Genomic DNA, 14,015 nt, shown 5'->3' on the forward strand with positions numbered 1-14,015 from the left:
CCCCGCCTCCGTCGTGCTCCTGAGCGCTCAGCGGCTGGGCGCTGCGCAGGGATTCTCGGGAAACCCGCTCAGCCGCGTCGTCGTGCGGCTCAGCCGCCCAGCTCCGCGCGGGCGATGTCCAGTGCGCGGGCCAGTCGCTGCAGGCCCTCTTCCGTGCGCTCGGGGGTCGAGGAGGCGAAGCACAGCCGAAAGGCGTCCTGGAACCGGCCCGACGGGGACAGCGCAGGTCCCGGGATGAAGGCGACGCCCTCGGCCAGTGCGATCTCGAAGAGGCGGCTCGTGGAGATGCGCGCGTCCTCGCCCTGCAGGGTGACCCACAGGAAGAAGCCGCCCTGCGGGTCGGTGGTGACCACTCGATCGCCCAGGTGGCGGGCGATCGAGGCGTCCATGGCCTCCTTGCGCCGACGGTACTCGGTGCGCAGCCCCTCGAGGTGCTCCTGGTAGCCGCCCTGGCGGATGAAGCGTTCCACCACGTGCTGGTTCGGCACGTTGGTGCACGTGTCCATAGCCTGCTTGGCCGCGATCACGAGATCGCGCATGCGAGGATCGGCGTCGATCCACCCCACGCGCAGTCCCGGGGCCAGGACCTTGGAGAAGGTGCGCACGGAGAAGACCAGGGGGTCCTCGGGGCTCAGCTCGGCGAAGCTCGGCACGTCATGGCCGCTGAAGCGCAGCTCGCCGTACGGATCGTCGTCCAGGATCACGCTGCCCCACTCGTGCGCCAGCTCGAGGAGGCGCTTGCGGCGCTCAGGGCTCAGCGTGGTCCCGGAGGGGTTCTGGAAGTTGGGGATCGTGTAGATCAGCCGGGGCTTGCGTCCGAGCTCGCCGACCTGTGCTTCGAGGGCGTCGATGTCCATGCCGTCGTCGTCCATGGGAATCTCGAGGATCTCCGCGCCGTAGCTCAGCGCGGTGCCCGAGCCGTTGGTGTAGGTGGGACTCTCGACGACCACCAGGTCTCCGGGATCCACGAACAGCTTGAAGGCGATGTCCAGGCCCTGCATGCCGCCGGAGGTCACCACGATCCGCTCCGGGCGGGTGGGGTGCCCGGTCTCCGTGCCGAGCGCGACGATGGTCTCGAGCAGTCCGGGCTCGCCCTCGGTGGCGCCGTAGGTGAACGAGCTGTCGTCCAGGACCTCGCCGGCCAGGCGCCGGAACTGCTCGGTGGGGATGACCTCCGCCGCCGGGGCCCCCATGGCGAAGCGCACGATGTCGTGGGTCTGTGCGGCCAGCAGCGACGTCGACGAGTCGATGACCGAGCCCACGAGGCCATCGGCGCGGGAGGCCAGCGGGAGCAGGCCCTCGTGCGGATCGCCGGCGATGCCCTCGGTCGGACGAGGTTCGAGTCCGGAGACGGTGCTCAGGTGCGGGGTCGTCATGATCTGCTCACTTCCTGATGAGGGAACGCGGGAACGAGGTGAAGGTCTCTGCGCCGGAGCGGGTGATCCGCACGGACTCCGAGACCTCGTAGCCGAAGCCGGTCATCCACATGCCGCAGATGACGTGGAAGGTCATGTTCTCGGCCAGGACGGTCTCGTCCTCGGTGCGGATGCTGATCGTGCGCTCGCCCCAGTCCGGCGGGTAGCCGATGCCCACGGAGTAGCCCAGGCGACTGTCCTTCTCCAGGCCGTGACGGGCCAGCGACCAGTTCCAGGCGCGGGCGAGCTCGCGTACGGGCACGCCCTCGGCGGCGGTGTCGAGCACGACCTGCAGGCCCTCGGCCACGGCGTCCTCCAGGCGCAGGAGGTCGTCGGTGGGCTCGCCCAGCATCACCGTGCGGGCCAGGGGGACGTGGTACCGGCGGTGGGCGCCGGCGAGCTCGACGACGACGGCGTCGCCCTCGGTGAGCACGCGGTCCGACCAGGTGAGGTGCGGGGTGTCCGCGGAGGTTCCGGTGGGCAGCATGGGGACGATCGCGGGGAAGTCGCCCCAGGCCTCGCCGTCGCCCTCGGCCTGCGCACGGGCGATCTGGGCGGCCACCATGTTCTGCGGCACTCCCACGCCGATCGTGTCGATCGCGGCCTGCATGGCGGCCGTGGTGACGCGTGCCGCGGTGCGCATGTACTGGATCTCGGCCTCCGACTTCACGGCGCGGACCCAGTTCACGAGCTCGAAGCAGTCCACGAGCTTCCACTCCGGCAAGGCGTTGAGCAGGCTGCGGAACCCCTTGGGGGAGAAGAAGTGGGCGTCCATCTCCAGGCCGACGGCGCCGCGGGTGGCGCGGGCGATGAGGCCCCGGCGGCGCAGGCTGAAGGCGATCCAGTCGAACGGGTGCAGGTGCGGGCGGTGCACATAGCGCTCCGGGTAGCCCACGATCTGCTCCGGCGGCAGCCAGGCGGTGCGGAAGGCGCCGTTGGCGTCCATCTCCCGAAGATGCAGCAGCATCTCGCCCTCGTCGGCCACGAAGAGCAGCTGCGGGGTGTAGAACGACCAGGCGTCGTAGCCCGTCAGATAGAAGATGTTCGCCGGATCCGTGACGATCAGGGCGCTGAGGCCCTGGTACTCCATCTGCTCGCGCACTGCCTTCAGTCGGCGGTCGTACTCGGCGCGCCTGAAGAGCGGCGGGCGGACGTCGTCATCGGGCGTCCGCTCCGGCTCCGGGGCGGCGTAGTCGCGGTTTCCCATGGGGAACTGAGTGCTGCTCACGATCCCGACCCTAGAACACCGCGTCGGATTGTCAACAATCCGCACATCCCCCTTCCCGCGAGTGGATGCTCAGTTGCGCTATCGGGGCTCTCAGCGCAACTGGGCATCCACTCGGCGGGAGGGGGAGCGGGGTGGTGGCGCGGCTCACGGGCGTGACGGATCCCGAGGATAGGCTCGGGGCACATCGGCGACGGAGGGGCGGTCATGCACATCGGCATCGACATCGGCACGGGCAGCACCAAGGGTGTCCTGGTGGATGGCGACGGCACCATCCTGCGGAAGGAGTCGGTGACCCACACGATGTCCTCGCCCTCCACGGGATGGGCCGAGTTCGACGCCCAGCAGCAGTGGTGGCCCGAGATCCAGCAGATCTCGCAGCGGCTGCTCGAGGGGCAGGATGCCGAGCAGGTCCACGGCGTCTGCGTCAGCGGCATGGGACCGTGCCTGGTGCTCATGGAGGAGGACTTCACGCCCGTGCGCGCCGCGATCCTCTACGGCGTGGACACCCGGGCCTTCCAGGAGATCGAGGACCTCACCGAGCAGCTCGGCGACGAGCGGATCGTCGCACGGTGCGGCAACTCCCTGTCCAGCCAGTCGATCGGCCCCAAGATGCGCTGGGTCCGCGATCACGAGCCGGACAGCTTCACGCGGGCCGTGCGCTGGGGGAGCGCGCATTCGTACATCCTCGGCATGCTCACTGGTGAGTACGTGCTCGATCACCACACCGCCAGCCAGTCGGATCCGCTCTACGACCTCACCGCCGAGACCTGGGCCGAGGACTGGTACGACGAGATCGCGGAGCACCTGGAGCGCCCACGCCTGGCCTGGGCGAACGAGGCGGTCGGGTCGATCTCCGCGGAGGCCTCCCGGGCCACCGGCCTGCCCGAGGGCACCCCGGTCTGTGCCGGGACCGTCGACGCCTGGACCGAGGCCTGGAGCGCCGGCGTGCGCGCCCCCGGCGACACCATGCTCCAGTACGGCTCCACGTTCTTCGTCGTGCAGAACCTGCGCAGCCAGGCCCATGAGGCGCAGCTGTGGTCCACGGCTGGCATCACGGAGGGCTCGCGCTGCCTGGCCGCGGGCACCGCGACCTCGGGCAGCCTGACCTCGTGGTGGCGCGGGCAGTGGGGCGATCCGGACTTCGGGCAGCTCGTCGAGGAGGCCGGCTCGGTTCCGCCGGGGGCGCGCGGGCTCGTGGTGCTGCCGTACTTCGCGGGCGAGCGCACCCCGATCTTCGATCCCGACGCCCGCGGCACCGTCATCGGCCTGACGCTCTCCCACGGTCCGGCAGAGATCTTCCGGGCGACCTACGAGGGCATCGCCTGCGGCCTGCGCCAGATCCTGGACCTGCTCGAGGAGGGGGTCGAGCGCCCGGAGCGGCTCGTAGCCGTGGGCGGCGGTACGCAGTCGCGGCTGTGGGTGCAGATCGTCAGCGATGTCACCGGGCGCTCGCAGCAGATCCCGGATCAGACGATCGGCGCCTCCTACGGGGCGGCCATGCTGGCGGCGGAGACCACGTCGGGGATCGACACCCGGGACTGGGCGTGCATCGGGGAGACGGTGGAGCCCGATCCGCAGCACCGCGAGCTCTACGACGAGATCTTCGGGCTCTACACGCAGCTCTACCGGGACAACCGGGAGACCATGCATCGCCTGGCCGAGCTGCAGCGCCGCAGCGACACCCCCGTCCAGGCCTGACCCGCCCCCGACGAGTGGATGTCCCGTTGCGCTGAGAGCCCCGATAGCGCAACTGGGCATCCACTCGGCGGGGGGGGGTCAGGAAGGCGGCGGAAGCAGGGTCTCGGCCAGGGCGCGGGCGGTCGGCTGATCCGTCACCAGATCGTGGAAGCAGCCCATCCGCGCGGCGGCGATGATGCTCGGCACCTTCTCGGTGCCGGCGGCCACGGCCAGGCGCTGCGGGATCGCCAGGAGGTCGTCCAGAGGGATGCGCACCAGCCGCTCGGAGTCCGGGAACTCCAGCGGGCGGCCGTCGGGGTGGATGAAGTGCAGGCAAACGTCGCCGGCGGCGGTGAGGACCGCGGGGTCGTCCACCGGGATGCCGGAGGTGACCGAGCTGCGGGTCCGCGGCGGAGCGCCGATGCCCAGGATCGCGGCGGAGGCGCCGGCCCACAGCTGTTGGATGCTGCGGAAGCTGGGGTCCGTGCGCAGCGCCTCGTAGAGGGCGGGGGACGGCTTGGCCTCGGCGAACAGGAACCGGGGGCTGCCGCCGGTCTTGTGCGCCAGGGTGCGCACGAGCTCGTTGGTCTGGAACCACGGCTCGGGGTCGGCCTGCCCTCCCACGCCGGGCACCAGCACGAGCCCGGGCAGCTGGGGCAGCTTCTCGAGGCTCAGCTCGTAGACCGTGCGCCCCGAGGCCACGACCAGGACGTCGCCGGGCCGCAGCCGGTAGTCGAGCAGGGCCTGGGACGTCTGCTGGACCAGGGCCGCGCCCAGCGAGGTCTCGCGCCCGCCGCCGGAGGAGATCCGCACGCTGCGCACGCCCAGAGCCTGCGTCAGCTCGGCGCTCAGCGCCTGCAGGCCCGCTCCGCCGGGCGGCGGCGTCACGGTGATGGTCACCATGCCGGATCTGCGCGCCTCCTCGAGCAGGCGGCTGACGGTGGGGCGGGAGACACCCAGATGCTGGGCCACGTCCGCCTGGGTGCGGCCATGGGTGTAGTAGGCCTCCGCTGCCTCGAAGGCCAGCTGCAGGCGAGGATCGGCAGCGGTCATCGGGACCCCGGCTTCTGGGCGGTGGTGAACATCTGTTCACACTACCCCGCGGCCGCTCCGATGCCGCGCGAACGCCCGCGATCCGTGTCATCCGGCGCTTCATGACGACATGTCCCGTCCGTCGGACAGATGTCCGCACATCTGTTCTTGACATCTGTTCAGCGCGATCTAGTGTTGTCCTGTAATTCGGATCACAGAGCTGTGAGGGGACACCATGTCGGAAGACACCACGACCACCCAGGGCGCCGAGACCATGCAGGCGGTCGTCGTGCACGGTCCCGAGGACTACCGCATGGAGACCCGGCCCAAGCCGACTCCGCAGGAGGATGAGCTGCTCGTGCGCATGGAGGCCGTCGGCGTGTGCGCCAGCGACCTGAAGTGCTACCACGGCGCCGCCAAGTTCTGGGGCGACGCCAACCGCCCGGCCTGGGCGCAGACCGGCGTGACCCCGGGCCACGAGCTGGTCGGCGAGGTCGTCGGCGGCGGCACGGAGGGCCTGGGCAAGCACGGCGTGGAGGTCGGGGACCGCATCGTCCTCGAGCAGATCGTCCCGTGCGGCAAGTGCCGCTACTGCCAGCGCGGCGAGTACTGGATGTGCGGCCCGCACGACATGTTCGGCTTCCGCAACTTCGACGGCGGCATGGCCGAGTTCATGCTCGTCCCGCCGCAGGCCCGCGTGCACCGGATCTCCAAGGATGTCGCCCCGCAGCACGCCGCGTTCGCCGAGCCGCTGGCCTGCTCGCTGCACGCCGTGGAGCGCGCGGGCATCACGTTCGAGGACGTCGTCGTGATCGCCGGCTGCGGCCCCATCGGCCTGGGCGCGATCGCCGGCGCGGTGGCCAAGTCTCCGCTGACCGTGATCGCCCTGGACATGGACGACCAGAAGCTCGATCTGGCCAAGGCCTGCGGCGCGGACCTCACGATCAACATCGGCCGCGAGGACGCGGTCGCCAAGGTCAAGGAGCTCACCGAGGGCTACGGCGCCGATGTCTACATCGAGTGCACCGGGCACCCGTCGGCCGTGAGCCAGGGGCTGAACCTGCTGCGCAAGCTCGGAACGTTCGTGGAGTACTCGGTCTTCGGCTCGGACGTCACGGTCGACTGGTCGATCATCTCCGATGACAAGGAGCTCGACGTCCGCGGCGCCCACCTGGGCCCCCACACCTGGCCGGCCGCGATCAAGATGATCGAGTCGGGCAAGCTCCCGCTGGATCGCATCTGCACGGATCAGTTCCCGCTCGAGAAGTACCAGGACGCCCTGGATCTGGTGGGGGACTCCGGTGGAGCCTCCGTCAAGGTCTCGATCGTCCACGGCTGATACGCCGAGCACCTCACCACCTCTGCCTGTCGGCGGCCGCGACTGCCCGCGGCCGCCGACCCGGATGAAAGCAAGCACATGACTCAGACCGCGACAGCGACCGACTCCCCGGTGACGGAGACCCGCCTCGACCGCATGGGCATCCCGAACTCCATCAAGTGGGGCTTCCTGGCCGTCCTGATCTTCATGACCGGCAACGGCGTGGAGTCCAACTTCATCTCCCCGCACCTGGCCCGGGCCGTGGGCGACGAGAACCTCGCCGCCACGGTCATCTCGATCTACGGCATCTCCGTGCTGGTCGGCTCCTACCTCTCCGGTGCCCTCTCCGATCTCTTCGGCCCCAAGCGGGTCATGCTGCTGGGCTTCCTGGTGTGGATCGTGTTCGAGGCGGCCTTCCTGCTCTCGATCCAGCTCGACAGCACGGTGCTGATCGCACTGTCGTACTTCTTCCGCGGCTTCGGCTTCCCGCTGTTCGCGTTCTCGTTCCTGGTGTGGATCAACCACGTCACTCCGCGAGCGCGCAACGCCACGGCCGTGGGTTGGTTCTACGTGATGTTCACCGGAGGCATGCCGACCCTGGGCTCCCTGGTGGCCATCCTCGCCATCTCGGGCTTCGGCGGCGGCAACGGCGGCGAGACCGGTGCCATGATCGTCTCCTCGCTGCTCGTGCTCGCCGGCTTCCTGATCGCCTGGTTCGGCGTCCGCGAGCCCCGCGGCCTGCAGCGCCTGGCTCCGGCCGGGGAGTCCGCCGGAACCGTGATCCTGGGCGGTCTGCGCGTCATGGTGCTCGAGCCGCGCATCTTCGCCGGCTTCTGCGTCCGCCTGATCAACACCGCCCCGCAGTTCGGCATGTTCGTGATCCTGCCGGCCGTGATGGTCGACGATCTCGGCTGGAGCCAGAACCAGTGGCTGCTGATGACCACGATCGTGTTCGCCGGCAACATCTCCTTCAACGCCCTGTTCGGCTACATCGGCGATCAGTGGGGCTGGATCCGCACCGTGCGCTGGTTCGGCATCGTCGGATCGGCCCTGGGCCTGCTGGCCTGGTGGTACGTCCCGCATATGGTCGAGCCCGGCTCCACGTACGGCTACTGGCTGACCGTGATCGCCGGCACCGTGTTCGGCATCCTGCTCGCGGGCTTCGTGCCCATGGGCGCGGTCATGCCGAACCTCACGCCCCAGCACAAGGGCGCGGCGATGGCCATGTACACGACGGCCGCCGGTGGCGCGGCCTTCCTGGGCTCGCTCGTGGTCGCGGTCGTGCGTCCGTGGGGCGGCGACGCCGGCGTGGTGTGGGCCTTCGTGGTCCTCTACGGCGTGGCCTTCGCACTGACCCGCGTGCTCAAGGTGCCGCAGGTCCGCGGCGAGGCCCACTGAGCCGAAGCGCCCGCCGGGGCCTGTCTCGGCGGGCGCTGCCCGCGCACCTCGCGGGATCCAGTCACGAGGACGGCCGCGCCCCTCGCATATTCCGAAGACCACATACATTCAGTCGACCGATCCGCCGCGGATCGAGAAGGACCGATCATGACCACGATCTTCAACGACCCGGCCGAGTTCTGCGACGATCAGCTCGACGGCTTCGTGGACCTGTACTCCGACCGCCTGCGCAAGGTGGCCGGCGGCGTCGTGCGGCTGCCGCAGGGCGAGCCCGAGGTGGCAGTGATCGTCGGCGGCGGCTCCGGGCACTACCCGGCCTTCGCGGGGCTCGTCGGCCCCGGCTTCGCGGCCGGTGCGGTGGTCGGCAACATCTTCACCTCGCCCTCGGCCGCTCAGGTCTACTCGGTGGCCAAGGCCGCCCACCGCGGCCGCGGCGTGATCCTGACCTTCGGCAACTACGCCGGGGACAACATGAACTTCGGGATCGCGGCCAAGCGGCTCAACGACGAGGGCATCGACACCCGCATCGTGGTGGTGACCGATGACATCGCCTCCGCCGAGGAGATCGACAAGCGCCGCGGCATCGCGGGTGACTTCACGGTCTTCCGCGCCATGGGGGCGGCTGCCGCCGAGGGTCTCGATCTCGATGAGGTCGAGCGCATCGGCAGCAGTGCGAATGCGCGCACCCGCAGCCTGGGCGTGGCCTTCTCCGGGTGCACCATGCCCGGAGCGGATGAGCCGCTGTTCTCCGTGCCTGAGGGCCACCTGGGCCTGGGCCTGGGCATCCACGGCGAGCCCGGCATCCGCGACGTCGAGCTGCCCACCGCCGACGGTCTGGCGGAGATGCTCGTGACCCCGCTGCTCGAGGACGTCCCGCAGGACAGGGGCTCGCGCGTGGGCGTGATCGTCAACGGGCTGGGCACCACCAAGTACGAGGAGCTGTTCCTGCTGTGGAGCCGCATCGCCCCGCGGCTGCGTGAAGCCGGGCTGGAGATCATCGATCCCGAGGTCGGTGAGCTCGTCACGAGCCTGGACATGGGCGGCGCGTCGCTGACCCTGTTCTGGCTGGACGAGGAGCTCGAGCGCCTGTGGACCTCGGATGCCTACACCCCGGCCTACCGCAAGCAGGCGGCGCCGCTGCAGGGCATGAGCTCCGCGGAGGAGGCCGCCGACGCCGAGGAGAGGGAGCAGGCCCCGGAGTCCTCGGAGGCAGGGCGTCGGGCCGCCGGCGTCGTCCAGGACGCCACCGTGCGGATCGAGCAGCTGCTGCGGGACAACGAGCAGCGCCTGGGCGAGATCGACGCCGTGGCCGGAGACGGCGATCACGGCCGCGGCATGGTCAAGGGCATCTCCGCGGCGCGCAGGGCTGTGGACGCGGCAGCCGCCGAGGGGGAGCCTCCTGGACGCTGCGCCGCGGCGGCCAGGCCTGGGCCGAGTACGCCGGCGGCACGTCGGGCGTGCTGTGGGGCGCGGCCCTGGAGTCCGCGGGCCGCGAGATCGACGATGCCGCCGACGGGTACTCCGAGGACGACGTCCGCCGGGCCGTGCGCTCGTTCGCCGAGTCCATCCAGCAGCTCGGCGGGGCCCATCGCGGGGACAAGACCCTGCTGGATGCGCTGCTGCCGTTCGTCGACGCCCTGTGCGAGGAGCACGCGGAGCTTCCCCTGCAGGAGGCCTGGACCAAGGCGGCCGTCACGGCGCAGGAGCAGGCGGAGGCCACAGCCGAGCTGCGGCCCAAGGTGGGCCGCGCCCGCCCGCTGGCGGAGAAGTCGGTGGGGACCCCGGACGCCGGGGCCACCTCCATGGGCCTGATCCTGGTCTCGCTGGGGGAGACCCTGGGCCAGACGGATGCGCCCGCCGCGAACTGACAGGGATTCCGGCTCGGACCGGTTGTGCCGCGCGCACGATCCGTCCGAGCCTGGAGCTGAAACCAGACGAAGCGCCGGGGCGGGTGCCCCGGCAGAAGGAGGAGGACATGGCTGATCAGGGACTGCGCATCGTCGTCGGCGGGGATGACGCCGGCTACAGCTACAAGACCGCGCTGAAGAAGGATCTGGAGGCGGATCCGCGTGTGGCCGAGGTCATCGACGTCGGCGTCGGCGACGACGAGCACACCGCCTACCCGCACGTGGCCGTCGACGCCGCGCGCAAGGTGGCCGCCGGCGAGGCCGACCGCGCGCTGCTGATCTGCGGCACCGGACTGGGCGTGGCGATCTCCGCCAACAAGGTTCCGGGCATCCGCGCCGTGACCGCGCACGACTCGTTCTCGGTGGAGCGCTCGGTGCTGTCCAACAACGCGCAGGTGCTGTGCATGGGCGAGCGCGTGATCGGACTGGAGCTGGCTCGTCGCCTGGCCAGGGAGTGGCTGGGCTACACGTTCGATGAGTCCAGCGCCTCGGCCGAGAAGGTCGCCGCCCTGAGCGAGTACGAGAAGGAAGCGACCGGTCCGCAGGAGGACGCATGAGCCGCCTGAGCGCCGACTTCAGCGGCGAGGTCGTGGCGGTCACCGGCGCCGCCAACGGGCTCGGATTGGCCTCCGCGCAGTGGTTCGCCGCCGCCGGGGCGACCGTGGTGGGCATCGACCGCGATGAGCGCCTGATCGATGTCATGACGGGGCTCGGCGAGGGCCATCACGCGGTCGTCGCAGATCTGCTCGAGGACGGCGTGGCCGACCGGGTGATCGCCGACGTCGTGGATGCGGCCGGCGGCCTCGACGTCCTGGTGAACTCGGCCGGCGTCGCCCTGCTGGATCCGGCCCTGGAGCTCTCGGACGAGAAGTGGGACACCACGATCGCCCTGAACCTCTCGGCCGTGTTCCGCCTCAGCCGCGCCGCCGGGCGCGTCATGTGTGAGAAGGGCCATGGGCGCGTGGTGAGCATCGCCTCCCAGGGTGCGCTCGTGGGCCTGGAGCGCCACGCCGCCTACGCCGCCTCGAAGGCGGGGCTGCTGGGGCTGACCAAGGTGCTGGCCGCCGAGTGGGCTGCCAGTGGCGTCACCGTGAACACGGTCTCGCCCACGGTCGTGGCCACGGAGCTGGGCAAGAAGGCCTGGGCCGGGCCGGTCGGCGACGAGATGCGCGCCGCCATCCCCGCCGGGCGCTTCGCGGAGCCGGAGGAGATCGCCGCGGCGATCGGATACCTGGCCAGCGACGACGCGGCCATGGTCACCGGCGAGAACCTGGTCATCGACGGCGGGTACACCTCCGTCTGACTCACACCCAACCCCACCCCGCCGAGTGGATTCCCAGTTGCGCTGTTGAGGCTCTCAACGCAACTGGGGATCCACTCGGCGGAGTCGTGCGGGCTCAGGTGAGGGTCGTGAGGGCCACCAGGCTGACGAGCGCGTTGTTGGTCGCATGCACGATCAGCGGCGCCCACAGGTTCCCGAACCACAGCCGAGCCAGCACCAGCGGTATCCCGAGGAAGAAGATGTAGAGCATCACCGCCGGCACCGCATGGGCCGCTGCGAACACGACCACCACGAGCGCCGCGGCCAGCCCGACGGGCATGTGCGAGGCCATCCAGTCCAGCAGGACCCGGCGGAACACGATCTCCTCGAGCAGGGGCAGCACCACTGCGGCCAGGAGCAGCATCGGCACTCCCAGCAGGGGGCCTGCCTCCAGCGTCTGCAGACTCGTCGTGCTCTGGGCCGGGGAGGCGCCCAGGGCGGAGCCTGCGATGGCCGTGGCGATCAGCGCGGCGATGATGCCGACCGGGGTGAACCAGAGCAGGTGCAGCAGGCTGTGGCGTCCGCGGTGGAAGCCCAGATCGCGCACGCTCCATCCCATCCGCCCCAGAAGGCCCAGGCGCAGCAGCCCGAACCCGGCCAGCGCGCCTCCCATCATCACGCCGACGGCGATGGCCGTCCCCGAGCGCAGCAGGAAGCCGAGGGCGATGCCGCCGATGGCCGCTCCCGCCAGGCTCCCGACGAACGCCGCAATGGCCCAGAGCAGATGCGCCATCTGCGGCGTCGGGTGCAAGCGGGCGCCCGGGTGAGGTTCGGCAGGAGTGTGCGGGGCCGCTGAGGCGTCCGGTGCTGTGGTGGTGTGCATGGCTCCACGCTAGGAATGCCGACGTCCCCGGGTCGCCCTCCCCGCGCACGATCCGCCTCACCCTGGAGGACGATTCCCCTCTCATCCTCCCGCCAAGACAGTCCTCCTCCCGCCGAGTGGATACCCAGTTGCGCTATCGGCCCTCTCAGCGCAATTCAGCATCCACTCGGCGGGTGGGGGGAGGGGCGGCCTTCGCAGGCGGCGACGAGCTGCGGAAGGACCCGGGTGAGGACCTCGTCGTCGGTGCGGGCGAAGCCCACCACGATGCCGCCGCCGCCCCTGCCACCTGCACCGCCCCTGATGTCGCCGGCGACTTCACCGTCGCTGCCGCCATGGATGCCGCAGTCGCTGCGGTCCGCGCAGTCGACGTCGCTGGCCTCGCTCGGCAGAGGCGAAGCAGCGCTCCAGTAGGCGGAGCGGCGTCCCACCAGCAGCCCGGCATCGCGGCAGCGGCCCACGACGGCGGCCTCCTCGTCGTCGGTCGTGATCACGACGTCCACACCGCCGTGCATGGGCGCCAGTCGGGCTCGGCGCGTCTCGGCGAAGGCCGCCCGGATCCGGTCGCGGCGCCGGGCGTAGACCGAGCGCATCCGCCGCGTGTGCCGGCGCAGGTAGCCGGAGTCGAGAAGGTGCGCGATCGCGGCCTGCGTCAGCGCGGAGACCGGCACGCCGAGCTGGCGGCGCCGCTCCAGCACCGGATCGAGCCACGGGTCGGGCAGCACGAGGTAGCCGGTGGCCAAGGCGGGGCTGAGCAGAGCGGAGAACGTGCCGAGCAGGGCCACGGATGCGCCGGTGGGATCGAGCGCGGACAGCGTGGGCAGCGGGGCGCCCACGTAGCGCAGCTCGGAGTCGAAGTCGTCCTCGACGATCAGCACGTCATGGCGCTGCGCCCACTCGAGCAGCTCCAGCCGTCGCTGCAGGCTCAGGGATCCGCCCAGGGGGTACTGATGGCTGGGGGTCACGATCAGGACGTCGGGGGCGTCGTCTCCTGCGGGCAGGAGATCCACCCGCAGCCCGTCGTCGTCGACCGGGCAGGCGACGCGCTCGTGCCCCAGCGCCTCCACAGCCGCGCGCAGGGTCGGGTAGCCGGGCGTCTCGACCCCCACCCGCAGACGGGCGCGGCCGGAGCGGGCCGACAGCGTCCCCAGCAGCAGGCTCAGGCCCTCGCGGGCGCCGGCGGTGATCACGAGCCGGTCGGGGCTCGCAGGCAGGGCGCGCATCAGGCGCAGGTGCTCGGCCGAGGCGCGGCGCAGGACGCCCTGCCCCGCAGGATCGGGGCGGACGGGCAGCGGCTGACCGGCTGCATGGCGCCAGGCCGCCCGCCATGCCGGGCCCTCCACGCGGCTGGTGTCCGGCTGACCGGGGCGCAGGTCCAGGAGGTGCTCCTCGCGGACCGGCAGTCCGTCCACCGCATCGTCCGCGACGGGCGCGGGGTGGGGAATCGGCCCCTCGCCGAACCCAGAAGTCCTGGGGGCGGGGCTGAACGACGACGGCGACCCCGGCGATGGCGAGGGAGCCGACCCGGGCAGGGAGGCCGGCGTCGACGGGTGGATCCGCTCGAGCCCGGGATGCACCGTGGTGGGCCGGCCCTGCTCGGCCCGCAGGTATCCCTCGCCGATCAGCTGGTCGTAGGCGGACACGACCGTGCCGCGCGAGACCCCGAGCCGGGATGCCAGCAGGCGCGTGGACGGCAGCGCGTCGCCGGGAGCGAGGGCTCGAGAGGCGACCTGCGAGCGGATGCCGTCGGCCAGCTGGACGGGCAGCGGGAGGGCCCCGGAGCGCTCCAGCACCACGGTCAGCTCGACGGAGGAACGTGCAGTCATGAGCAGAGTCTGCCGCACTGGTCCATTGGAAGCAGCGAGAAGTGGATCTTGTGGCGGACCAGTGCCTCGCGCA

At 71.0% G+C, this 14,015-nt stretch carries 10 protein-coding genes and 1 pseudogene; 6 read left to right on the forward strand and 5 right to left on the reverse strand.

The features are described 5' to 3' along the window. Window positions 1-89: 89 nt before the first annotated feature. Together OVA15_RS11355 and OVA15_RS11360 are read right to left on the reverse strand one after the other, a co-directional pair. Complete coding sequence (locus tag OVA15_RS11355) at window positions 90-1,376, reverse strand: aminotransferase-like domain-containing protein (protein ID WP_235444550.1); 1,287 nt, start codon at window positions 1,374-1,376, stop codon at window positions 90-92. A 7-nt stretch (window positions 1,377-1,383) separates the two neighbouring features. Continuing rightward, complete coding sequence (locus OVA15_RS11360) at window positions 1,384-2,622, reverse strand: M24 family metallopeptidase (protein WP_235586782.1); 1,239 nt, start codon at window positions 2,620-2,622, stop codon at window positions 1,384-1,386. A 225-nt stretch (window positions 2,623-2,847) separates the two neighbouring features. On the opposite strand from OVA15_RS11360, the gene OVA15_RS11365 reads away from it, so the two are divergent. Then, window positions 2,848-4,341, forward strand: coding sequence for an FGGY-family carbohydrate kinase (locus OVA15_RS11365; protein ID WP_053446719.1), 1,494 nt, complete (start codon window positions 2,848-2,850; stop codon window positions 4,339-4,341). Window positions 4,342-4,419: 78 nt separating this feature from the next. Here OVA15_RS11365 and OVA15_RS11370 read toward each other — a convergent pair whose 3' ends face one another. Next, complete coding sequence (locus OVA15_RS11370) at window positions 4,420-5,373, reverse strand: sugar-binding transcriptional regulator (protein ID WP_053446720.1); 954 nt, start codon at window positions 5,371-5,373, stop codon at window positions 4,420-4,422. A 214-nt stretch (window positions 5,374-5,587) separates the two neighbouring features. On the opposite strand from OVA15_RS11370, the gene OVA15_RS11375 reads away from it, so the two are divergent. The 5 genes and pseudogenes from OVA15_RS11375 to OVA15_RS11395 all read left to right on the forward strand — a co-directional run bounded on the left by OVA15_RS11375 (window position 5,588) and on the right by OVA15_RS11395 (window position 11,278). Beyond that, entirely contained in the window at window positions 5,588-6,691 is a 1,104-nt protein-coding gene (locus tag OVA15_RS11375) for a zinc-binding dehydrogenase (RefSeq protein ID WP_058871542.1), read from the forward strand. Window positions 6,692-6,769: 78 nt separating this feature from the next. Next, a complete protein-coding gene (locus tag OVA15_RS11380) occupies window positions 6,770-8,068 on the forward strand; it encodes an RbtT/DalT/CsbX family MFS transporter (protein WP_053446722.1) in 1,299 nt (432 codons plus the stop codon). A 147-nt stretch (window positions 8,069-8,215) separates the two neighbouring features. After that, window positions 8,216-9,936, forward strand: a pseudogene (locus tag OVA15_RS11385) (dihydroxyacetone kinase family protein). A 107-nt stretch (window positions 9,937-10,043) separates the two neighbouring features. Next, entirely contained in the window at window positions 10,044-10,532 is a 489-nt protein-coding gene (locus tag OVA15_RS11390) for a ribose-5-phosphate isomerase (protein ID WP_206390421.1), read from the forward strand. Continuing rightward, window positions 10,529-11,278, forward strand: coding sequence for a GolD/DthD family dehydrogenase (locus tag OVA15_RS11395; protein ID WP_006215622.1), 750 nt, complete (start codon window positions 10,529-10,531; stop codon window positions 11,276-11,278). The genes OVA15_RS11390 and OVA15_RS11395 overlap by 4 nt, the downstream gene beginning before the upstream one ends. A gap of 94 nt (window positions 11,279-11,372) precedes the next feature. Here OVA15_RS11395 and OVA15_RS11400 read toward each other — a convergent pair whose 3' ends face one another. Beyond that, the gene (locus OVA15_RS11400; RefSeq protein WP_268145063.1) at window positions 11,373-12,119 is read right to left on the reverse strand and encodes a CPBP family intramembrane glutamic endopeptidase; all 747 of its coding nucleotides are present in this window, start codon (window positions 12,117-12,119) and stop codon (window positions 11,373-11,375) included. A 155-nt stretch (window positions 12,120-12,274) separates the two neighbouring features. Then, the gene (pdxR, locus tag OVA15_RS11405; protein WP_268145065.1) at window positions 12,275-13,942 is read right to left on the reverse strand and encodes a MocR-like pyridoxine biosynthesis transcription factor PdxR; all 1,668 of its coding nucleotides are present in this window, start codon (window positions 13,940-13,942) and stop codon (window positions 12,275-12,277) included. Window positions 13,943-14,015 lie beyond the last annotated feature (73 nt).

It is taken from the genome of Kocuria sp. SL71, assembly GCF_026672465.1.
In the GTDB taxonomy this organism is placed as follows: Bacteria; Actinomycetota; Actinomycetes; order Actinomycetales; family Micrococcaceae; genus Kocuria; species Kocuria palustris.